The organism is Meishania litoralis (assembly GCF_042611095.1).
Taxonomy (GTDB): Bacteria; Bacteroidota; Bacteroidia; order Flavobacteriales; family Flavobacteriaceae; genus Meishania; species Meishania litoralis.
In genome coordinates this window covers 1,082,832-1,104,897 of record NZ_JBHFPV010000001.1, presented here as the reverse complement: position 1 = coordinate 1,104,897, position 22,066 = coordinate 1,082,832, and the positions used below count along the sequence as shown (strand labels likewise).

The 22,066-nt window shown below is 41.6% G+C and carries 21 protein-coding genes and 1 tRNA gene; 8 read left to right on the top strand and 14 right to left on the bottom strand.

From position 1 onward, the window contains the following. Positions 1–23: 23 nt before the first annotated feature. The 7 genes from ACEZ3G_RS04990 to ACEZ3G_RS04960 form a co-directional block, all read right to left on the bottom strand. Positions 24–776 carry a DUF4097 family beta strand repeat-containing protein gene (locus tag ACEZ3G_RS04990; RefSeq protein WP_432424342.1) on the bottom strand — a complete coding sequence of 251 codons (753 nt, stop codon included), beginning with the start codon at positions 774–776 and terminating at the stop codon, positions 24–26. 20 nt (positions 777–796) lie between these two features. Further along, positions 797–1,597 (bottom strand): HEAT repeat domain-containing protein, encoded by an 801-nt coding sequence (locus tag ACEZ3G_RS04985; RefSeq protein ID WP_432424341.1) that lies wholly within the window; start codon positions 1,595–1,597, stop codon positions 797–799. Then, the gene (locus ACEZ3G_RS04980) at positions 1,597–2,121 is read right to left on the bottom strand and encodes an RNA polymerase sigma factor (protein ID WP_432424340.1); all 525 of its coding nucleotides are present in this window, start codon (positions 2,119–2,121) and stop codon (positions 1,597–1,599) included. The genes ACEZ3G_RS04985 and ACEZ3G_RS04980 overlap by 1 nt, the downstream gene beginning before the upstream one ends. A 134-nt stretch (positions 2,122–2,255) precedes the next feature. Then, the gene (locus ACEZ3G_RS04975) at positions 2,256–3,788 is read right to left on the bottom strand and encodes a carboxypeptidase-like regulatory domain-containing protein (protein ID WP_432424339.1); all 1,533 of its coding nucleotides are present in this window, start codon (positions 3,786–3,788) and stop codon (positions 2,256–2,258) included. 334 nt (positions 3,789–4,122) lie between these two features. After that, complete coding sequence (feoB, locus tag ACEZ3G_RS04970) at positions 4,123–6,360, bottom strand: ferrous iron transport protein B (protein WP_432424338.1); 2,238 nt, start codon at positions 6,358–6,360, stop codon at positions 4,123–4,125. Beyond that, positions 6,357–6,602, bottom strand: a complete 246-nt coding sequence (locus ACEZ3G_RS04965) for a FeoA family protein (RefSeq protein WP_432424337.1) — start codon at positions 6,600–6,602, stop codon at positions 6,357–6,359. Before ACEZ3G_RS04965 ends, feoB begins: the two co-directional genes overlap by 4 nt. Positions 6,603–6,691: 89 nt before the next feature. After that, complete coding sequence (locus tag ACEZ3G_RS04960; RefSeq protein WP_432424336.1) at positions 6,692–7,366, bottom strand: SCO family protein; 675 nt, start codon at positions 7,364–7,366, stop codon at positions 6,692–6,694. 160 nt (positions 7,367–7,526) lie between these two features. Here ACEZ3G_RS04960 and rseP point away from each other — a divergent pair, with 160 nt between their 5' ends. Beyond that, a complete protein-coding gene (rseP, locus tag ACEZ3G_RS04955) occupies positions 7,527–8,843 on the top strand; it encodes an RIP metalloprotease RseP (protein WP_432424335.1) in 1,317 nt (438 codons plus the stop codon). A 109-nt stretch (positions 8,844–8,952) separates the two neighbouring features. Continuing rightward, positions 8,953–9,026 (top strand) — tRNA-Asn (locus ACEZ3G_RS04950). A 149-nt stretch (positions 9,027–9,175) separates the two neighbouring features. On the opposite strand, the gene ACEZ3G_RS04945 is transcribed toward ACEZ3G_RS04950, so the two are convergent. Together ACEZ3G_RS04945 and ACEZ3G_RS04940 are read right to left on the bottom strand one after the other, a co-directional pair. Next, the gene (locus ACEZ3G_RS04945) at positions 9,176–9,481 is read right to left on the bottom strand and encodes a type II toxin-antitoxin system RelE/ParE family toxin (protein ID WP_432424334.1); all 306 of its coding nucleotides are present in this window, start codon (positions 9,479–9,481) and stop codon (positions 9,176–9,178) included. Continuing rightward, the gene (locus ACEZ3G_RS04940; protein WP_432424333.1) at positions 9,478–9,789 is read right to left on the bottom strand and encodes a hypothetical protein; all 312 of its coding nucleotides are present in this window, start codon (positions 9,787–9,789) and stop codon (positions 9,478–9,480) included. Before ACEZ3G_RS04940 ends, ACEZ3G_RS04945 begins: the two co-directional genes overlap by 4 nt. A gap of 277 nt (positions 9,790–10,066) precedes the next feature. Here ACEZ3G_RS04940 and ACEZ3G_RS04935 point away from each other — a divergent pair, with 277 nt between their 5' ends. Genes ACEZ3G_RS04935 through ACEZ3G_RS04925 form a run of 3 tightly spaced genes read left to right on the top strand, consistent with a single transcriptional unit; the run spans position 10,067 to position 12,977 of the window. Then, entirely contained in the window at positions 10,067–11,167 is a 1,101-nt protein-coding gene (locus ACEZ3G_RS04935) for a serine hydrolase domain-containing protein (RefSeq protein WP_432424332.1), read from the top strand. A gap of 33 nt (positions 11,168–11,200) precedes the next feature. Further along, positions 11,201–12,211, top strand: coding sequence for a sensor histidine kinase (locus ACEZ3G_RS04930; RefSeq protein ID WP_432424331.1), 1,011 nt, complete (start codon positions 11,201–11,203; stop codon positions 12,209–12,211). 10 nt (positions 12,212–12,221) lie between these two features. After that, positions 12,222–12,977 (top strand): LytR/AlgR family response regulator transcription factor, encoded by a 756-nt coding sequence (locus ACEZ3G_RS04925; RefSeq protein ID WP_432424330.1) that lies wholly within the window; start codon positions 12,222–12,224, stop codon positions 12,975–12,977. Between the two features lie 40 nt (positions 12,978–13,017). On the opposite strand, the gene ACEZ3G_RS04920 is transcribed toward ACEZ3G_RS04925, so the two are convergent. The 4 genes from ACEZ3G_RS04920 to ACEZ3G_RS04905 form a co-directional block, all read right to left on the bottom strand. Beyond that, positions 13,018–13,596 carry an AbiV family abortive infection protein gene (locus ACEZ3G_RS04920; protein ID WP_432424329.1) on the bottom strand — a complete coding sequence of 193 codons (579 nt, stop codon included), beginning with the start codon at positions 13,594–13,596 and terminating at the stop codon, positions 13,018–13,020. Between the two features lie 54 nt (positions 13,597–13,650). Continuing rightward, entirely contained in the window at positions 13,651–14,700 is a 1,050-nt protein-coding gene (mltG, locus tag ACEZ3G_RS04915; protein WP_432424328.1) for an endolytic transglycosylase MltG, read from the bottom strand. A gap of 96 nt (positions 14,701–14,796) precedes the next feature. Continuing rightward, positions 14,797–15,321, bottom strand: coding sequence for a hypothetical protein (locus tag ACEZ3G_RS04910; RefSeq protein WP_432424327.1), 525 nt, complete (start codon positions 15,319–15,321; stop codon positions 14,797–14,799). A 203-nt stretch (positions 15,322–15,524) separates the two neighbouring features. Then, positions 15,525–16,178 (bottom strand): 3-keto-disaccharide hydrolase, encoded by a 654-nt coding sequence (locus ACEZ3G_RS04905; protein ID WP_432424326.1) that lies wholly within the window; start codon positions 16,176–16,178, stop codon positions 15,525–15,527. Between the two features lie 162 nt (positions 16,179–16,340). Here ACEZ3G_RS04905 and ACEZ3G_RS04900 point away from each other — a divergent pair, with 162 nt between their 5' ends. The 3 genes from ACEZ3G_RS04900 (at position 16,341) to ACEZ3G_RS04890 (ending at position 20,463) form a co-directional block, all read left to right on the top strand. Further along, positions 16,341–17,831 (top strand): Gfo/Idh/MocA family protein, encoded by a 1,491-nt coding sequence (locus tag ACEZ3G_RS04900; RefSeq protein ID WP_432424325.1) that lies wholly within the window; start codon positions 16,341–16,343, stop codon positions 17,829–17,831. Positions 17,832–17,943: 112 nt separating this feature from the next. Beyond that, a complete protein-coding gene (locus ACEZ3G_RS04895; protein ID WP_432424324.1) occupies positions 17,944–19,596 on the top strand; it encodes a UxaA family hydrolase in 1,653 nt (550 codons plus the stop codon). 39 nt (positions 19,597–19,635) lie between these two features. Continuing rightward, positions 19,636–20,463 (top strand): amidohydrolase family protein, encoded by an 828-nt coding sequence (locus tag ACEZ3G_RS04890; protein WP_432424323.1) that lies wholly within the window; start codon positions 19,636–19,638, stop codon positions 20,461–20,463. 13 nt (positions 20,464–20,476) lie between these two features. On the opposite strand, the gene ACEZ3G_RS04885 is transcribed toward ACEZ3G_RS04890, so the two are convergent. Further along, positions 20,477–21,991: a sulfatase-like hydrolase/transferase gene (locus tag ACEZ3G_RS04885; RefSeq protein ID WP_432424322.1), complete on the bottom strand. Its 1,515-nt coding sequence runs from the start codon at positions 21,989–21,991 to the stop codon at positions 20,477–20,479. Positions 21,992–22,066 lie beyond the last annotated feature (75 nt).

Below are 22,066 nucleotides of genomic sequence, written 5' to 3'. Positions count from 1 at the left end.
ACTGTTCGTTTTTTGTATATGGATTATTGTTTTCTTAAATAGATATTTCCGTTGGTCGATTTTAACGTGATATCGACACCACCGCCATTTATGGCACCTTTTACGTTCCTTCCTGAAATGGATTTTAGTCCATCCTTATCCGGTCTTTTCAGGTCAAAATTGGTATAGATATCACCGTTCCTAGAGCTCATTTCAAGATCCGCGGCGGCGTTCGCAGGTAAGGTCACGTCTATTTCACCGTTGGTAGTCCGTAGTACTATTGGCGAATCTGGCTTGATTTCCTTGAACTCAACTCGAATTCCTTCATTCAACGAGTAGGCAGTCACCGGTCCTGATATATTGGTCAATGTCAGTCCACCGTTCAAGTTGGCATTGGCCTCTACCTCGCCCGAAAAACCATCTATACTGATATCGCCGTTCCAAGAGTTGGTGGCCGATACGTTCTGTGTTTTCGGAAGGTAGATTTCAGCGCCTCCCGATTTTCTAACGTCTTGAACGATTAAGTTGTTGCCCGACTGCACCACGTTAAATCCGACATCGGTATTGTCTTCGCCACCGGCGCCTACAAGTTTCAATCCTTTTGCCCTTTCCGGTACGGGTTCTAGGTTAATAACCTTGATCAACAGCTCGTTCTTATCATGGGTCTTTAGAACGATTTCCGATTTTGACTCTATTTTGACCCATTCAATACCGTTCAACGGTTTACTGTAATCCGATTGTGCGTGAATGCCCATAGCGATTGCACAAGTAGCTAAGAGTAATGAAAGCTTTTTCATGACTGTTCGTTTTTTGATGTTTATATGATATTAGGTAATAATGATTCAATCTTGTCTTTTACAAAGGGTTGTGTTTCTTCTTCATTCAATAGTTTTTTCATGGGCTCGATGGCTTTTCGCTCATGGATGTTCACCAAAGTATGGATTATGGTAATCTGAATACTCGGATCTTTTTCAGTTTTCAGTGCTTCGATAAAGGCATTTTTAACGGTCTCTGAACTTGTGTAGTTTCCTAAGGCTTCAACGGCGGCCAAACGCACATTGGTGTTTTTGTCGTGAAGCATCCGGTCGGCCAATGCCTTTACAATGGCTTCATCAGGGTTTTTGAATCCCTCGATAGAGTTGACGCCTTGAATACGCTTGCTTGCCGATTCGTTTTCCATCAGCGAAAGCATTGCCATTTGCTGAAACTCCATTTTTTCTGCCGTCAATTGTGCAATCTCTTTGCTATCGTCTGAAGTCGTTTGATATTTACCGGTCAAAAAGGCCCCGACCAATAAGATAACGCTGGCGGCTATTTTCAAAAGATTGACGGCCCATGAATTTCTTTTACCATTCGAAGATGAATTGATGGGGACGACCTTCGATACCATCAGCTTTTCCTCTTCCAATTGCTTAAGGAACTTTGCCTCGATACGCGAGGGAGGAACGGCACTTTCTTCATTCTTGAAAGCGTTCAACAATTCCTTGAATTGTGACAATTCTTGAGAGCATATCTCGCATTCTTTTAGATGTGATGCTACCGACGCTTTTAGGTTTTCTTCCAAAAGACCGTCCAAATAATCCGGTAAAAGTTCGATGATGTGTTTGCTTTCCATCATTATATATTTTCAAAATAAACTGTCTTCAATTTTTTTAGGGCCCGGCTCACCTTTGTTTTTACCGCCCCGGGGGTACTGCCCGTTATTTCGGCCAACTCGGCATATTTTATTTCTTGAAAGCGGTTCATGACCAATAACTCGCGATCCGAAGCATCGAGCTTTGCCAAGGCTTTCTGTAAATGTGAATAATCCTCGGTTTTCTCCTCATCGTTATCGGTCACCCGATATTCCAAAACGCTCAAATCTTCATTGTCCGCATGATTTCTTCTGTAATGTGTTTTCAAATTGTTACGTGCGATCGTGAACATCCATGAAACAAAATTTCCACCATTGTACGAACCTCTGTATTTCATCAACTTGTAAAAGACATCTTGGGTGATATCTTCGCTCAACATACGATCTCTCGACATTTTGTATAGAAAGTTGTACACATGCACATGATGTCTTTCGAACAAGATCTTGAGATTGTCAAGTCTGCCCCCGGCAACTTCGGCCATAAGCCTTTCGTCGGTCAGTTCTTTCAACAGCAGCTGTTTTTAGTTGGTGTTCATTGTTATATAGTCAGGAAATTACAAAAGGTTACACCAACACATAAAAAAATCGCTCCATTGTTAAAAAAGCGATTCTTTGAGATGCAAATATTCGAAGTACGGAACCCCTATTTTACGGACTCACCCTGCGAAGTAAATTCTTTGATGGCCGTATTGGGTTCCATGATGTTGTAACCTTTCCAAAATTCGGGATCGTAGTTGGGCATATAGGTAGGCAGTATCGAATTGTTTTCTTCAAACGCTTCGAAATTGGTCGGGGCAATCTGCTCCGTTTCAAAAACAACGACCTCGTTCTTGTCAATGCTGGTAAAGGCAAGGTCGATATTGCCCGACAATTCGTTTTGCTTGTTCCTGCCCTTTACATGACGGTTTTTTTCAATGATCTTCAAAGGTCTTTTGATGCCCATTCTATTTCCTATTTCCGATTCGAAATAACGCAGTCCATAGGGTTTATCGGCCTCTTTTTGAAAAATGATTTTTCCTTTTGAGAGATAAGTGTTCATCGAGATCCCCAGAAGTTTAAAACTTTTGACGGATTTCACATTTTCGTAATCGACGCGTACGAGGGCAAAATCGTCAGAATTAATAAACAAGGTGCCCCTATAGTCTTCAGAGCGTTTTGGTTTGAAATCGATTACATAAACGGCGTCGTTGCCCATATAGGTGAAATCTTTCAGCGTAAATTCATACCTGCGCGATTTTGAAAGGAAGTTCAGATAGGTATCCTCCCTGATAGGCAGGCTATTGAAAATGTCGCCCAAAGTGTTGCGCCGGTATCGGGCAAAGTTCTTTTTTCGCTCCTCCTCGTTCTTTTTTTTCTCTTCCAATTCTTTGTTGAGGGCAGCGACGTCGGTCGAATCTACTTCATTGTCAAAAAGTTCATCGGCATCGACCTTGGTGCCGAACAGACCCGATTTGATTTTGAAATACGAGTCGGTCTTTATGTTCTCCTTGATTATTTTATTGAATTTTTCCTCCAATTTCTCCAAATCGACCTCCATGCTTTTGTCATAGAGTTCGGAAGCCTTTATAAGATCGAATTTTTGCTTTTCGTTGTCGTAATTGCCATACAGGTCTCCCAGCACTTCGGTATAGTAACTATTCGATTTTGGCACGGTTTGGATAACGCTATCGATAAATTTTTTGTTGAATGCCGCTATCGTTGATTTTTTGAGTGTATAGTCTGTTTTGTTCATGCGCTGAAAGGAAGACTTTCTAAAGAACAATCTTTTCTTGGTGAGGTCTGAGCTATAGTTTTTCTCGATATTGTCGTTGACCAACTCGATAATTTCCTCGGCGGTGTATTGTTTGTTCGAAACGATGACATTTTTGAGCTCAATGGCTTTAGGGCGCAAAAGAATGGTTTTTTCGGCAAACTGGTTGATGGGTTTACCGATGGTTTCATAACCGATACAAGATATGATCAACGAGTCGGTCGGTTTGACGTTTTTGTCCAAGAGAAAGGTAAACCGGCCTTCCTCATTGGTAATCATGCCCTTGTTCTTCAGTTGTACGGTAACATACGGAATCGGTTTTTGGGTCGCCGAATCCAAAACTATGGAAGTCAACGTTTGCGCGTTGCCCATACTTGATGCTATTAGTAGACCAGCGGTGAGCAGTTTGACGATAATTTTAGGCATGATGTTATTGAATGGTTTTTCAAGACAAAAGAAGTAATAGCCTTTTGACCGGCCCTATCTTTTTTGATTTTCTTAATATGGATTTATTCTTTTTTTAACGAATAAGGGATGGTATTTTATACACAAGACGCTACTAAGGAACTATTTGTTGCTTTGGGAAAACCACATTAGGCTTGTCAAGAAGTTAATGACACCCACATTCATCTTGCCCGCATACTTTTTGATTCTTTTTGTTCTTACTAAGGATAGCTTTTGGAACAAAGAATTTAAACACCAAATAACCGATTGCCATGGCTAAGGTCAGGTAGGCTAAAATGGGTTGTACTAGGCTCATTTATTTAAGAATTTGATAAGCGACCAATGCAACAATATACGCAAAAAGACTCATAAATACCAGTTGTGTCACGGGCCATTTCCAAGAATTGGTCTCACGTTTGACGATTGCGAGGGTACTCATGCATTGCATGGCGAAAGCATAGAACAGCAAAAGGGAAATGCCGGAGGCCAAATTGAACAAAGGTTTTTTGGTCTGGGAATTGATTTCCGCGGCCATTCTGTGTTTAATGGTCTCCTCTTCGTCGCTGCCCACGCTATAAATCGTGGCAAGTGTACCGACGAATACTTCCCGTGCGGCAAAAGAGGTCAAAACGGCAATACCGATTTTCCAATCGTACCCCAAAGGTTTTACTATGGGTTCGATGGTCTTTCCTATAATACCGATATACGAATTCTCCAATTTGAAACTTGAAATTTCTTGGTTGATCGCCATTGAAACCAATTCTGACCTTCGTATTGTCAACGAATCGGCAATTACCGAATCAGAAATGTTATGACCATTCTTTGCCTCACTGTTTTTAAGCGAATTTTGATAGCGCGAAAGCTCTTGTTCGATGATGGTTTGGTTAAATATCGAAAGCCCTTCGGTTTCGATGCGACTTTTTACGATCTGTTCGGCATTTTCGAATTCATGGGAATACCCGTTGGATCCAAGAAACCATAGAATAATGGAGATGGCCAAGATGATCTTGCCCGCACCGAAAACAAAACTCTTGGTTTTTTCCCATACCGTTAAGGCAACATTTTTTAATAGCGGAAGCTTATAATTGGGCATTTCGACCACAAAAAAAGTACGGCTTTTTATCTTTAGAATCTTGTTCAGGATCATCGCCGAGACGATTGCCGCTGCAAAACCGATGAGGTAAAGGAGCATTAGGGTCAAAGCTTGGTAGCTCAGGCCCAAAAAACGTCCTTCGGGTATGACTAAGGCGATAATGATCAAATAGATAGGCAAGCGAGCGGAACAGGTTGTAAAGGGGGTTACCAAAATTGTGATCAAACGCTCCTTCCAGCTCTCGATATTGCGGGTAGCCATGATTGCCGGAATGGCGCATGCCGTGCCCGAAATTAAGGGGACCACACTCTTTCCGCTGAGTCCGAAAGGGCGCATCAACCGATCCATCAAGAACACGACGCGGCTCATGTACCCCGATTCTTCAAGTAGGGCGATAAAAAGGAATAGGAAAGCGATTTGGGGAATGAAAATCACGATGCCGCCGATTCCGGCCAGAACACCTTCGGCGATCAGATCTGTAAACACACCGGGAGGCAAAGTGGTTTTGATCCAACCACTGGCCTTCACGAACAATTCGTCGATATAGTCCTGTGGAACACTGCTCCAATCGTAAATGGCCTGAAAGATGGTAAGAAGTATGACAAAAAAGATCAGATACCCGAATATTTTATGGGTCAGAATTTTGTCAAAGGATGCTCTCAGACCTTTTGCCGCGTTTACATCTATCTTATAAGTTTCTTTTAAGATGCCGTTGATGAACTGATAGCGTAGAATGGTTTCCTTTTGCTGTAGACGTTTCAGTTCCGATTTTGATTTTGTGACAAAGGAAGAGGCGTCTTTGATCAAATTTTTCTCGATCGGCATAAAGTTGACATCCTGCGTGATGACCAGCCAAAGTTTGTAAAGATCTTGTTTGGGAAAGGTCGTTTTCAGTCGGTCAAAATAGTCTGGCTCGATTACGGTAATGTCGACATTTTGCTTTATGGGAATGTTCTTATAATCGGCGATCAATTCTTTAAGATAGTCGATACCCATGCCTTTTCTGGTACTTACCAAGGCAATCTTTGTATTCAATTTTTCCTCTAAAAGCGGAATGTCTAGGGTAATTCCTTTTTTATCCATTCGGTCGGCCATATTGATGACCAGAATGGAAGGAATCTTCAAATCCTTTATTTGGGTAAAGAGCAGCAGGTTTCTTTTGAGGTTCTCGACATCCGAGATTACGATGGCCACATCTGGGTGGTCCTTGTCGTTTTTGTTCAGCAGCAGTTCGACGGCCACACTTTCGTCCAACGAAGTTGTATTCAGGCTATACGTTCCAGGAAGATCCAGTATATGTGCCCGAACGCCCCTCGGCAGTTTACAGATTCCTTCCTTTTTTTCGACCGTAATACCGGGGTAGTTGCCCACTTTTTGATTAAGACCCGTGAGTTGATTGAAAACGCTTGTCTTTCCGGTGTTGGGATTGCCTATAAGCGCAACATTGATTTGTTTGCTCATAGGGCGATATTGTCTTCAACAAGTTCCAATTCGATTAGTTGCGCCACGGTACGGCGAATGGCGATATGTGAACCGTTGACATTGATATAGATCGGGTCTTTGAACGGGGCTACCTGTACCAATTCAATTTCATTGCCCGGTAGACACCCCAATTCAAGAAGTTTTATGGGCAGTATGTCTTCGGAGAATTCTTTGATAATGCCCTTTTGACCTCGTTTCAACTGTGCAACGGTTACTATCAATTTTTATTTAGATTGATTATAAGTAAGGACAAAAATAAGGGAAAAAACCGAACTGATGGAGCAAATTTTTAAAAAATGGTATTTGTAACTTAGTTTACATACGAAGCCTTCAATATTTTAAGGTCTTCAATCAATCGCTCGATTTCCTGTGTTTTGGTACCGTCGTAAAATCCGCGGATACGTTTTTCCTTATCCACCAAAATAAAATTTTCGGTGTGGATCATGTCAAAGGGCCCTCCATCGCCATCGTTCTGTACGGCGAGATACGATTTACGGGCAAGCTCATATATCTGTTTTTTGTCTCCGGTGACCAGGTTCCATTTTTTGTCGTCTACCCCTTTTTCCAGAGCATATTTTTTTAGCTGTGCCACCGAATCGATTTCCGGTGTCACGGAATGGGAAAGTAGAAGCACCTCATCGTCATTTCGAACATGCGCCTGAATATCGACCATATTCTTGGTCATTATCGGGCAAATGGTCGGGCATGTAGTAAAGAAGAAATCCGCGATATAGATTTTGTTCCTGTAGTCTTCTTGGGTAACGGTTCGACCATTTTGATTGGTTAAGGAAAAGTCTTTTACGGTATGATATTTTTTTACATATTGAATCGTACTATCGACAAGTTCAGGGTTGACCATTGAAGGTTGATAAACAGGCAAGACTTCTTTCGGTTGCAGTGCTTGGTAGAACAGATAGACAATGATGGAAGAGAGCGCGAAGAAGGCGAGTGCAAATAAACGATAGCTGGCAAAAAACTTTCTCATAATCGTTTTGCAAAGGTACATCAGCAAAGTGGGGCTTTCAAACCTTCGCGACCCACAGTGCTGTTAAACTTTCATAAAAAAACGGGTGCCTTATGAGTTTCTTTTTTTAAGAATTGTTAAAGATGTACTTTTGTGCGTTTTAAGAATAAAAAGAACCTAGATGACAATAACGATCCAGATTATACAATTTGTCATTATTATATCCATACTCGTGATACTTCATGAGTTCGGACATTTTTTGCCGGCAAGATATTTCAAGACCAAGGTCGAAAAATTCTACCTCTTTTTTGATTGGAAGTTTTCCCTTTTCAAGAAAAAGATCGGGGAAACCGAATATGGGATCGGGTGGTTGCCGTTGGGCGGCTACGTCAAGATTGCGGGTATGATCGATGAGAGCATGGATACCGAGCAAATGAAAGAACCGCCCAAGCCATGGGAGTTCAGGAGTAAACCGGCCTGGCAACGCCTAATCATTATGTTGGGCGGGGTAACCGTCAACTTTCTGTTGGCGTGGTTTGTCTATTCCATGTTGCTTTTTAACAACGGCGATACCTATATACCTGCCGATAGTTTGAAATACGGGATTCTTGTAGATTCTGTTGGTGAGCAACTAGGATTACGGACCGGCGACAAGATATTGGCGGTAGATGGCAAAAAGACCAAAACCTTCAGGGATGCCGTTTTACAGATAATTTTAGGGGATGAGGTGACCGTGGAACGAGAGGGGCAGGAACTTGTCATTCCGTTATCCGATGAGGGCAAGGCCACGGTATTTAAATTACAGGGAAGAAATTTTTTAAGTTATCGTCAAAAAGCGATTGTCGATAGCGTGATTCCCAAATCGGCGGCTTTAAAAGCAGGAATCATGTCGGGAGACGAAATTGTTGGTGTAAATGGCAAACCTGTTGATTATTGGGATCAACTAACAGGGTTGATATCGTCTTCACCCAATGGCCGTATGAATATCGAGGTCAACAGAAACAACGCCAAGACCAATGTTGAGCTGGTTGTGCCCGAAGAGGGAAAAATAGGCATTTATCCGAGCATCGAAGACCTACGGGTTACCGATACTTACGGTTTCTTTGAGTCAATACCCGCCGGTTTCAAAAGAACCATTAAAGTGTTGACCGACCAAGTGCGTCAGTTCAAGGTGATTTTCAATACCAAAACAGAGGCCTATAAACAGGTCAAGGGCCCCATTGGTATTGTAGAGATGATGTCCCCCACTTGGGATTGGACATTTTTTTGGAGTTTTCTAGCCATGTTCTCGGTCTGGTTGGCCTTTGTGAACTTATTGCCGATACCGGCGCTCGATGGGGGCCATGTCATGTTTTTGCTCTATGAGATTATTTCAGGAAGACCCCCAAGTCAAAAGGTACTTGAAACAGGCCAGATTATCGGGTTTGTTTTTATTTTGGGGCTTATGGCCATTATTTTTGGCAACGATATCTGGAATATCATCAAAAGGTTCTTGTAACGATTACAGAAATTCGTAATCGACACATCAAAACCGCTTATTTTTTATGGCGTGTTTTGAAAAAAAAATTATATTTGCACCCGCTTTGCCTAGGTAAGGCAGTAGATCTTCCTCAGTAGCTCAGTTGGTTAGAGCATCTGACTGTTAATCAGAGGGTCGTTGGTTCGAGCCCAACCTGAGGAGCTTAATGAGAGCAAGCCATTCAATCTCTTGAATGGCTTCTTTATTTTAGACCAGTACAACATCTGTACAACAAATAGATTCGAATTATTTGCTTTTAAAAATAGGTGTCGATTTTCATTTGATTTGTAATTAGGCATTATACTCATCGTTTATTTTGACTTTAGCAAATCTTTTATTTTGTCAGGATTATCAAAGTTCCCCCAGAAGTATTCAATTTCAATTTGGTCATCAAGAACCCTATAGAACATGGTAGTATGCTTAGTAATCAAAGCCGCCCTACTTTGGTTGTCATACTCTGATACTTTAAACATTTCTGGATGTTCAATTATTTGCTCAACGGTATGTTCAACTATGTCCACAAAATTAGTTGCTATTTCAACCGTCCATAGCTCCAGCAGGTAGTCGACTATTCCATTAAAGGAGGTTTCTGCGGTTCTAGTCCAAACTACGGTCATGTAAGCAACTTTTTACGAGCATCCGAAATAACGGATTCGTGACTTCGAACCCTTCCTTTCTCACTATCGTTTCGACTGGCCCTAAGCGCCTCTTTTATTTCAAAAACCTTTGCCTCCTCAGGAAAGAGTATTTTGCTCAAAATTACCATTTCATCGATCGTGAAATTCTTTTTTTTGACCTTGTTGTAGAAGGTAGCCCGTGACACACCTAGCTCTTCGATTAAATACTCTTTCTTGAACTTGCTACCCTCTATATATATGTCGATGTTATCGAGTAAACTTTGATAGCCGTATACAATGTCTAACATAATTATTGTTTTATTCTAAAATAACTAGACTAATGTACTTATTATATTAGACTTCAGCAAGAATTTGAGTATTAATAACTATCCTTTTTTTGAACTTTTAGAACGGTAAGTTAAGAATAATAGGACTTATTTTTAGCAGTCAAATATTTCAAACTCCAAATCCTTTATCCCCTTTTTATACTTATTCATCCCCAAATTAACCTTTCTCTTCGTTTTCCGGTTTTAGAATGATTTTGATTTGGACATCTTCGTTGGTATCAATCAAAAAACGAACAGCATGCTACTCATCACAAGAAAAACCATTCTAATTATCGTCTTCATTTCAATCTGCATATCCTGTAAAACGACTAAAGGACAGGTCGTAAAGCAAAGTAGAACTTTGGTCAATTTAGCGGGCAAAGAAATTTCAACGGACTCCCTCGACATTTTTTTGCTAAGCCAAATGAAGGCATTGGATGTCCCGGGGGTCTCTGTGGCCATTATAAACCATGGAAAAATAGTTTATCATACGGTTAAGGGATATTCCGATATTGAAACCAAAAAGAAAGTAACGGAGAATACCATTTTTGAAGGAGCTTCGCTTTCAAAACCTTTGTTCGCCTATTTTATAATGGGCTTCGTTGAAGAAGGCAAGTTGGATTTGGACAAGCCACTTTTTGAGTATTTACCCTATGAGGATATTGCCGATGATATGCGCTATAAAAAGATTACGGCCAGAATGGTACTTTCCCATACAACAGGATTCCCGAATTGGAGGTCTGACTTCGAAGAGGGTAAACTGTTCATCAAATTCGAACCAGGTAGTGCCTTTGAGTACTCCGGGGAAGGATACCAATATTTGGCCAAGGTTTTGATGCACATATTAAAAACAGATGATGCCGGATTGGAAGCTATCTATCAAGAACGGATTGCTCGTCCTTTGAAGATGGACATAACCAAATATCTTCAAGACAAGAAGAACATGAAGAATAAGGCAAAAGGTTATTTTGAAGGAGTGGCTGTAGAAGAAGACGATGATCCTTTCATTTTCGGGGCCGCGTTTTCAATACATTCCGAAGCCTTGGATTTTTCAAGATGGGTAATTGCCCTAATGGATGAACAAGGTCTATCCAAAGAAAGCTACAAACAGCTTTTTGAAACCCAAGTTGAATTACCAGAAGACCACCCCCAAAGACAAGAAGGCATAACGGATTGGACATTGGGATTTGCAAAAGCTACTCTCCCGTACGGATCGGCTTATGGTCATGGTGGTAACAACCCTGGATATAGTAGCTTATTCGTAATTTCACCGGACACAAAATGGGGTTTTGTCATTTTCACAAATGCCAATCAATCAACCTTGCCATTGACATTATTGCAATATCTTATGGTGCCGTAGGTATTAAAAAAATTATAGTGTCAGAAATAGAATATGAACAGCTTTAGATTCAATAAATCGGATTATCATCTTACGATAATGTACTTTATTATCGCTACTTCTTGGCTGGCTTTTCGATATACAGTTGAAAAATACACCAATTTCGAAATTGTTACCGGATTGTTAGGATTTATACTAAAGACACTCGTATTAATAGCGATCATCACATGGCTCATCCAAAAATATATCGTATCTCAAAAAAAATACTTTGTTTTCTTCCTGCTCACATTTACGGCTTTAGGACTTGTTGGGTTTTTAGATCTGCTTCGAGATTATTTTACCGCCGACCCTCCTTGGCAATGGAATCCCTCTTTGGCTATTATCCTGGTCAATAGTTTTTATAATTCTACACCCGATGTTGCATTGCCCTTAGGGCTCATTTTAGGTAAAAAATTCTATGAGAATAAGTTGGATTATGTTCAGTTGCAAAATGCCCAAAAAGAGTTGGAACTGAAAGTGTTGCGTTCACAATACAATCCACATTTTCTGTATAACAGCCTAAATACAATAGATGCCCTAATTGACTATTCCCCGAAAGAGAAGGTCAAGAAGTACATTTCTCATTTAGCAGCTCTTTATCGGCATTTGATCCATACCAAGGATGAGGATATCGTAACCTTGGAAGATGAACTTGAATTGGCCAGAAATTATTTTTACTTGATTGAAACCCGGTTTGAAAACGATTATAGTTTTGAAATAATAAACAAGACAGTTCCTAAGACTATTTACTTACCTAATGGAGCCCTGCTGACAGTTTTGGAAAATGTGGTCAAGCACAACAAAGCTTTGGATGAAAAAATTATCAGTACAGTAATCTTAATCGAAGAGGAAATCGTTTCGATTACGAACTCAAAAACCAATGGTCTAACTAAGAATGAATCATTGGGCACGGGTCTTAAAAACCTGTCTAAGCGATACGAATTATTGAGCGACCAAACAATCGAGGTGGAAGAAACCGAGGCTATTTTCACAATCAAATTACCTTTGTTAAAGGTTTTGGATTAAACCGATATTTATGAATGTTCTTATTTTAGAAGACGAAACTCCTGCACATAAGAAATTGGTTTCCTACCTATCCGATTTCTTCGACGAGTCTTTTACCATGGATAGTTCAAGAACCGTGAAAGAAGGCACCGCATTGTTAAAACGAAATGCTTATGATTTAATACTGTCGGACATCAAACTATTGGACGGTAGTTCTTTTGAAGTTTTTGAAAAGGCAGAAACCGCGACTCCAATAATCTTTTGCACGGCTTATGATGAACATTTACTGCAAGCCTTTCAAACGAACGGTATCGCCTACATCCTTAAACCTTATTTGAAGGAAGACTTCGACAAAGCCCTAAAAAAGTTCCTTGACCTTTTTGAGCCAAAAACGCTAGAAAAAGATATTTTCAAAAAACTCAACAACGTACTTGAGCATCGCAATGAAAATTACAAGAAACGATTTGCTATCAAGAAACGGGAAGGAATAAAATTATTGAACACTACTGATATTTCGTTGATTCAGGCCAACGGGGATTTTTGCAAGGTTATTGGTTCAGATGGCCAACTCCATAGTATTACGCAAAACATTGGTTCAGTAATCAAAGAGTTGAACCCCAAACATTTTTATAAAATCAACCGAAGTCAAATCGTGAATATCGGACACATTGAAAATATCGAATCTTACGCAAAGAATCGGCTTGCACTCAAAATTCGAGGATTCGAGGAACACGCCATAACTAGCTCTTCAATTACAAAGGGATTTAGAAATTGGCTCGAACAATAGTATAGTTTAATTGAACTTTTCTAAAGACAAGAACTGTTTATCAAGCTTTAAGTAAGTGGTTCTCTTTTAAATTACGGCGCACATCCTCTTTGAATACTCTCTGACACCATTCATTGATTTTCTTAGCTAAATTCAGCCTTTTTTTTGCTAACTGTAAGTCAATTTCTTTCGAAAGAGTGATTAATTTACCCTTCTTGTATCCTACGTAGAGGCTGTTGTTTTTGAGTTTATTAAACGCTTCAATTTCTTCCTTACTGGGGAGAATGGTATTAAGCAAATCAAATTTTTTTTTCGAATCTCCGACCGATTTCAGTTTGGATAACCTCATTTCATAATGAAGAAATGATGATTGAACTAATTTAAGTTTGTGGTCATACATCATTGCCATTGCAGTGTTCCACCGGTCTTCATACCAATCTTCATCTCTACTGTTCAGAACATCAACATACAGACAAGCCTTACCAAGTTCTTCTAGACAAAATTGACTTAATGCAAAACTTCGAGGAAATTTCGAATATTTAAACAAGATTGTTGCTTCATCTAGGAGGTCATGAGCGTTCTTCAATGTTTCTAAAACAATCTCGTTTACAGAAGCTCTTGATGGCAATTTTTTGTTCATAATCAATACTAGAGTTAAGATAGATCGTTTATTTGAACTTCACTTTAAATAAAATCAGTTGGCCCGTTGGCCAGCCAACCATCTTTGATAATCAGCTTTGCCCTTAGCAAACTCAATGGCGCTTGAATAAAAGTGGTGTGAACCATCTTGGGCCTGTATATTTAGAACATAATAAAGATTATCCGTCTGAGCCGGATGTAGCGCCGCTTCAATAGCCGTCCTGCTTGGCGAACTGATTGGACCAGGGGGCAATCCAACTACTCTTCGAGTATTGTATGGATGGTCTACTTCAACATCACTCTTGTGAATGATACCATCCCATCGGCCAAGTAATCTAGCAATGTATACATTGGTAGCATCAATTCCCAATGGGATTCCTTTCTCAAGGCGATTGTAAATTACGGAGGCTACCAAATTACGTTCCGAATCTATTTTTGATTCATTTTCAATGAGACTGGCAATGATGACAATTTCTCGCTTCGTTCTACCTAGTTCCAGTGCCAACCCATCCCATTCCGGTTGCCAAACTAATTTAAATTGTTTTACCATTTTCGCGATTATCTCCTTTGGGTGGGTGCCAAATTCAAACTCGTAAGTTGTAGGGTAAAGATATCCTTCAAGGCTTTTTGTTTCGGAATCTATCTCTTGGATTAGGCTAGTATCATCCATCAATGCCAATACCTCTTTTTCACTCATCAATGGCTCTACCGGAAACGCTTTTGAAATGCGTTTGGCAATCTCAAAACGGGTCCAACCCTCTGGAATAGTTAGCGTCCTGGTTCTTCTCTTCCCGTGTTTAAGCTGGTTTATAACCTCGATGGGGCTGATGGGAGAAGGAAATTTGTAATCACCTGCTTCCATTTTAACGTCTCTATTAAAGAATCGCAAATAAATTTTGGTTGCCAAGGGTGCCTGTAGTACATCATGATCTCGCAATACTCCGAGAATACTATTTGAAGTAGAACCTTGTTCAATCACAATATATTTCTTGGCGTTATTATGCCTTACAGGGCTATGCAAATCATTATACAACCAAAAAGCGAATCCGCCCGCAATCAGGATGACCATTATAAAAATCACCTTTAAGGAGCGAACAAATTTCATTTACAACAATGCTTTAGATCTCAAAATTGAAATAATCTTATTATTGAACTTTTATCTTAAAAACTAACTAGTTCTTCTTTGCCAATTTAAAAATAGCTAATGACTTATTGTTGTGATAAGTACCTTAAGAATATGAAATGCCTTCTCATTTAAAACGACAACATTATCATCAGAAATACTTAGATATTGAGGAAATGGGTTCCCTTTATCATCATTTACAATTCCTTTGCTTAAATCGTCAATATATAACCGAACTACATTAATATCATCCTCATTAGTTGATTCAAGTGCTTCTATATTTGAATTAGTATGTATATACGCATTTCTAACTATCCTGAGGCAATTTAAATCCCGTATATGATTGCCACCATGCCTATCAACCCATCCTTTGCCCAAGGTACTATCAAGATATGCGAACATTCCAACTAACATTAAACCTGAAAACAAATATTGGTTTTCATCTAGAAAATCTTTGCGGGCTCCAGTTTCCGAAGCATAAGTTTTGACACCTTGGGTTAGAGATTGAAATAGGGCGCTCGCGAAATAGAATCCTCTCTTGGCTGATTTTGAATGTTCCTCTGTTGAACTTACCTGCTTAGGCTTTCTAGAATATTTCATCATTCTTTATTTAAACTTCTCGTTAATCACTTATAACAATGCCTTCAAAATGCAGCTCTTTTTTTGTTGCCATAGTTCGGGCGAGAAGTTTGCCATGAGCGAAGCCGAAGGGAGCCCAACCTAAGAATCCAAGCAAATGCCGACCTGCTGTGCGGCATTTTTTATTCGTAATGACGGCATTTTCGAACTAGCGAATCATCGATAGATCAAGGAAGAATTCTCACCATAATATCTTTATAGTAAACAGTACTGCCCGGATCATGGCCTTGAAGTGCGAAGGTTCCCTGGCTTAAGACCCTGTTGACTTCGCCTTCGTCCCGAACGGGGTCATCAGGTTCGGTATAGTCAACGACCACGATATCGTTTATTTTCACGATTATTCGTTTGCCTTCTACCTTGATATATTCAGTATACCATTCATTGTCATCGACATAGGTTTCCCTAACGTTGACAATGTTATACAGGCTTCCTGTACGTTTCCAATCCCCCTGTGAATTGTTGACCTGTACCTCATAGCCGTATTTGGGCCATCCACTTTCCTGATACTGGGTATGCATATAAATTCCTGAATTCGACCCCGGTTTGGTCATGACCGACGCCTTGAATTCGAAATTTGTAAAGGAATGATTGCCCACTTCACCCATATAGAACAAGTGGGCTACGGGACCGTTGACCTTTATCGAGCCATTTTCAATGGAAAAGCTTTGGGCGTTATTGCCCACCTTCCATCCGTCAAAATTTTCACCGTTGAATAAAGAAATCCAACCGCTTTCATCTTTTTCGTTTGAGTCTTGGCCAAAACCAATGGACATCAAAAAGAATATGAACATGAAAAGTGGGGCAATGATTCTAGGTTTCATGGGATTTGAATTGATATGGAATACAATGTAAGAAAAATAAATTTGTGCCAAGGGCAGGAATATTCAAATACGCCATACAATAAAAGGGCCTTTAAATAGTACTTTCAAGGCTGTTTTTTCATTACCTTTCTTCTCCTTGTCACGTCAAATAACCTTAGCGATATGATGAAACTGAATTCCCGTCGAAAATTTATTAAAAAAACGACCGCTGCCGGAATTTGTATTTCGATCGTGCCGAGTCATGTAATCAGCGGATTGGGCCATAAACCGCCCAGCGATACCCTGAACATAGTAGGGGTCGGGGTTGGTGGTAAAGGGTTCAACAATCTTAACGCCATGGATACCGAGAACATAATCGGACTCTGTGATATCGACTGGAATTATGGCCAAAAGTGTTTCGATGCCTTTCCGAAGGCCAAGAAATATTATGATTGGCGAAAAATGTTCGATGAACTAGGAGATTCGATGGATGCCGTCATGGTAGCGACGGCCGATCATACCCATGCCGCTATTTCGGCCACGGCCTTAACTATGGACAAACATGTGTACTGCCAAAAACCCCTGACACATTCGGTCTACGAATCGCGGTTGTTGACAAAATTGGCCGAACGATACAACGGCGCGACCCAAATGGGCAATCAGGGAAATTCAGGTGATGGGGTGCGGCAACTCTGTGAATGGGTCTGGAATGGTGAGATCGGTGAGGTCGTCGAAGCCCATGCATGGACCGACCGACCCATTTGGCCACAAGGTCTGGAACGCCCGAAAACGGCGATGGAAATACCGAAGAATTTTGATTGGGACTTGTTTATTGGTCCGGCGCCCATGTGTCCGTATCATGAAATATATACGCCATGGAACTGGCGCGGGTTTTGGGATTTCGGCACGGGGGCCTTTGGTGATATGGCTTGTCATGTGATGGATCCTATCTATAGGGCGTTGAAATTGAAATATCCGGAGGCAATTTCGGGCAGTTCCACCACAGTGAATACCGAAAGTGCCCCGAACGCGGAAAAAGTTCGTTTCGATTTCCCTGAGAGGGAGGCCTTGGAAAAAGTAAAAATGCCACCGGTAAAAGTGCACTGGTATGATGGAGGATTCCTCCCCGACAGGCCCGATCTCCTTGATGACGGCGTTCCCATGATAAGAGATGGGTTAGGAGGATGTTTGCTTGTTGGCACTAAAGATACGTTGATATGCGACTGCGGAGGGTTCAACCCAAGATTGCTTTCGGGTAGGCTTCCAGAGGTTGCCCCCTATTTAAAAAGGATACCGGGCGCAGTGGGCTATATCGATGGGCCACATGAGCAAGATTGGATACGGGCGTGCAAGGAATCTCCTGAAAATAGAACAAATGGGTCTGCGAGTTTCGATTATTCGGGGCCTTTCAACGAAATGGTACTGTTAGGGGTTCTGGCGATTCGCCTTCAAGGATTGAACAAAACGTTGAAATGGGACGGGGAAAATATGAAGTTTACCAATATCGGTGCCAACGAAACCATGCAGGTCGTTGAAAAATTCGGCTTCGAAATGGTGAACGGGTCGCCCACCTGGAATGTAGAACGGAAAGAATTCAATGCACTCGAATCGGCGACCGAGTTTATCTGCCATACCTATCAAAATGGATGGAGCCTCCCTGAAATGCCTTCTTAAAGCGCAATATTATTGAAATTCAAGAATCAACTATTCTAAAAAGATGGTTATTTTAGTTGTTTCCTTTTCAAAGGGGAATCCCATCTACCGAATAAGGCTATTTAATTAAGATATGTCCAAAAGCTTTTTACAGATACACCCCAAAGACAATGTACTGGCCGCTCTTCAAGATCTATCGAAAGGCGCGTTGATCGATCATAACGGCGAACATTTTGAATTGGCAACGAACGTATCGGCCAAGCATAAGTTCACCATTTCCGAATTATCGGTCAATGATGAAATAATCATGTACGGGGCCTTGGTGGGCAAGGCGACACAACCGATTGCCCAAGGTGCGGCCATAACGACCGAAAATGTGGTACATGCCTCTTCGGAATATGCGGTGGGCAAGGAAAAATTGCTTTGGTCGGCACCGGATGTTACCCGATGGAAAGACAAGACTTTTAACGGCTATCATAGGGCCGACGGTAGCGTAGGAACGGCCAATTATTGGTTGGTCATTCCCATGGTCTTTTGTGAGAACAGAAATGTCGAAGTAATGAAATCGGCCTTGCTAAAATCATTGGGGTATTATACGACCAGTGATTTTATCGTTGACACCGAGACCTTGGTAAGTCGATATAAAAAAGGTGCAAGCGAAGATGAATTGATGGAAGCCAAAATAATTCAAGGTCCTGATGAAATCATACAGAACAGGTTGTTCCCGAATGTTGATGGCATCAAATTTCTGACCCATGAAGGAGGGTGTGGGGGCTTCCGTTTAGACTCTGAAACCCTATGTAACCTTTTTGCCGGGTATATTACCAATCCGAATGTCGCAGGGGCAACGATTTTAAGTTTGGGCTGCCAAAACGCTGAAGTCAAGAATGTATTGAAAGGAATCGAGGCGCGCGACCCAAACTTTTCAAAGCCGCTTTATATTTTAGAGCAACAGAAAAGTGAAAGCGAACGTCACTTTATCGAAGAGGCCGTAAAGAAAACCTTTATAGGGCTGATCGAGGCGAACAAGATCGAACGTGCACCGGCTTCGCTGGGCCATCTGACCTTGGGACTCGAATGTGGTGCTTCTGACGGGTTTTCAGGAATCTCGGCAAATCCTGCATTGGGCTATGCATCCGATTTATTGGTTGCGCTTGGCGGAACTACGATACTATCCGAATTTCCCGAACTGAATGGGGTCGAGCAAGAATTGATAAATCGTTGCGCAACCGAAAACGAGGCGAAGAAATTTGCAGATCTTATGGATTCGTATTCCGCTAGGGCGGTGGCATTGGGGTCTGCCTTTGCCAATAACCCTTCGCCCGGCAATATCAAGGACGGACTGATTACCGATGCCATCAAATCGGCTGGAGCGGCAAAAAAAGGTGGAACATCACCTGTGACCCAAGTGCTTGACTATACCGAGAAATCGACCCGTAAAGGACTCAACCTATTGTGTACCCCCGGCAATGACGTGGAAAGTACTACCGGACTCGCCGGCTCAGGATGCAATGTAATCGCCTTTACCACCGGATTGGGTACCCCAACAGGTAACCCCATCGCCCCCGTAATCAAAATGTCAAGTAATAATACCTTGACGGATCGCATGCCTGACATCATTGATTTCAGTACCGGAAGTATTATTACCGGTGAGGATACGATCGAGACGAAAGGGGCCGAATTACTTGATTATATCATAAAAGTCGCAAGTGGCGAAGTCGTTACGGCTGCGGTACGTCTAGGGCAAGAAGATTTTATCCCTTGGAAAAGGGGTATTTCATTGTAGAATATCTTTTCAAGATTATATAGTTAAAGAACCGACAAGATGAACATTGATTCACATCAGCATTTCTGGAAATATGAACCTGTAAAACACGCATGGATCGATGAGGACATGGCAGTAATTCGGCGCGACTTTCTACCGGAAGATTTAAAGAAAGTCTATCAAGAAAACGATATTGATGGCTCTGTGGCCGTTCAGGCGGATCAAACCTTGGCCGAAACCGATTTTCTGCTCGACCTTGCCGACCAAAATGATTTTATAAAAGGAGTGGTCGGATGGGCCGACCTACGATCGAACGCCATTGACGCGGTAATGGAAAAATATAGCGCCGAGAAGAAGCTGAAAGGTTGGCGCCATATCGTACAGGGTGAAGCCGACCATAATTTCTTGATGAGGCCTAGTTTTTTAAAGGGCATTTCATTATTGGAGAAATATGGCCACGTTTATGACATTCTCATTTTTCCCCATCAATTGGGTGCTGCCTTGGAGTTCGTAAAACAGTTTCCGAACCAAAAATTCGTTATTGATCATATAGCCAAGCCCTACATCAAAGATGGATTTTTTGAGGGCTGGGCCATTTTGATAAAGGAAATCGCCCGATACGAAAATGTCTATTGCAAACTATCGGGAATGATTACCGAGGCCGATTACAAAACTTGGACCCCACAACAGATCATACCTTATATGGACTGGGTGCTAAATGTTTTTGGCCCCGACCGCATTATGTACGGATCCGACTGGCCGGTTTGTCTTGTGGCAGGAAATTATGGGCAGGTCAAGCAATTGGTAGTTGATTTCATTGCCCCCCTGAGCGACGGTGAAAGGATGGCAATTATGGGCGGGAATGCGATTGAATTTTATGATCTGTAATCTTCGTTTACCTTCAATCAAGGATTGTGACGGGCCTTATGTGACTAATATCCAAGTGGTCCTTCATTTCATTTTGTAGCACCAAAAGGTCAGAAAATAACATATCCACTTTTTCTTGATACTCGGGCAATTCGGCAAGATCGTTCATCTCTTCGGGGTCTTTTTCCATATCGAACAGCAGTACCTTCTTCAATTTGGGATAGACGATCAGTTTAAAGCCATCTTTGCGGATCATACGTTGCAGGTCGATATATCCGTTATAAATGGCGTCATAATGACTTTCTGTTCGGCTTCCATCGACCAAATCGAGAATACTATTGAAGAATACATAATCGGGTTTTTCAATGCCCGCCAATTCAAGACTTGTTGCCATGGCATCCTGCAGATAAATATCCGCATCGATTTTTTTTCCTTCAGGAATATCGGGCCCGACGATCATAAATGGAGGTCGAATGCTATGGTCAAATTGTGATTGCTTCCCCAACAGCCCGTGCCGGCCTACGGCCAGTCCATGGTCGGAAGTGAAAATGACGTAGGTATTGTCCATCTTTCCCGAAGCTTTTAGGGCTTCCAGAATTTCACCTACTTGATCATCAAGATGGGATATCAGCGCATAATACTCCTGTTTGTGTTTTTTGACCGCGTATTCCGTTCTGGGAAAAGGTGCCAGGGCCTCGTCCCTTAAATCAGGGCCATTTCCCATACTGTCCTTATAAGGGTACATGGGGAGAAAACTTTCAGGAACACTAAGATTCTCCAAAGGGTACTTGTCCAAATATTCTTTTGGAGCCTGCCTTGGGTCATGTGGCGCATTGAAGGCGAGGTACATAAAAAAAGGCTTGTCACTTTTTTTGGCCTTATCGATAAAACCTAGCGCATCGTCTTTCAGTACTTCGCTCCAGTGTTTGCCACCCTGCCAAAAACCGCCATATTTTTTATCGGTCGGCGACCAGGTCGTGTCATTTTCACTTAGCGGGCGATTATAGCCGATCGCCCTGATTTCCTCATTGGTCGCTCCCTTCGCCAACATCTCGTTTACAATGGGTATGGTGCCTTGATGGCTCCAAGAATCCCTTGGCATACCGGGCCTGACGTGTACGACATTTTGAAAAACACTATCGGCTAGGGCATCGACATGCCATTTGCCGGTCATATAGGTTTCGTATCCGGCACTTGCCATGAGCCTGCCCCAGGTCTTGTCCATATTCTTACCTTTTATCCACCGTTGACGAAAGGCATTGGCATCCCATACACTTCTACCCGAGATTATCATCGCTCGTGAGGCCGCACATATGGCACCGTTCCAGCCGCCCATATTGTACGCATGGGTAAACGTCGTTCCGTTTTGTACTAATCGATCGAGGTTAGGGGTCTGAACCTCATTATTGCCCAAGGCATTGATGGCGGTATAGGTAAGGTCATCCGCAAAGATGAAAACGATATTCGGCTTTTCACTGATCGGTTCTTTTTTATTGGCGCATGAGATACAAAAAAATGCGATTGCAATAAGTGCCGTTAGTTTGTTCATTTCGTAAAGGTATCAAAATATAAGGCCAATTTTAAGGGTGGTATCCAAGTCAAATAAAAATAAGGTAAATTAGTG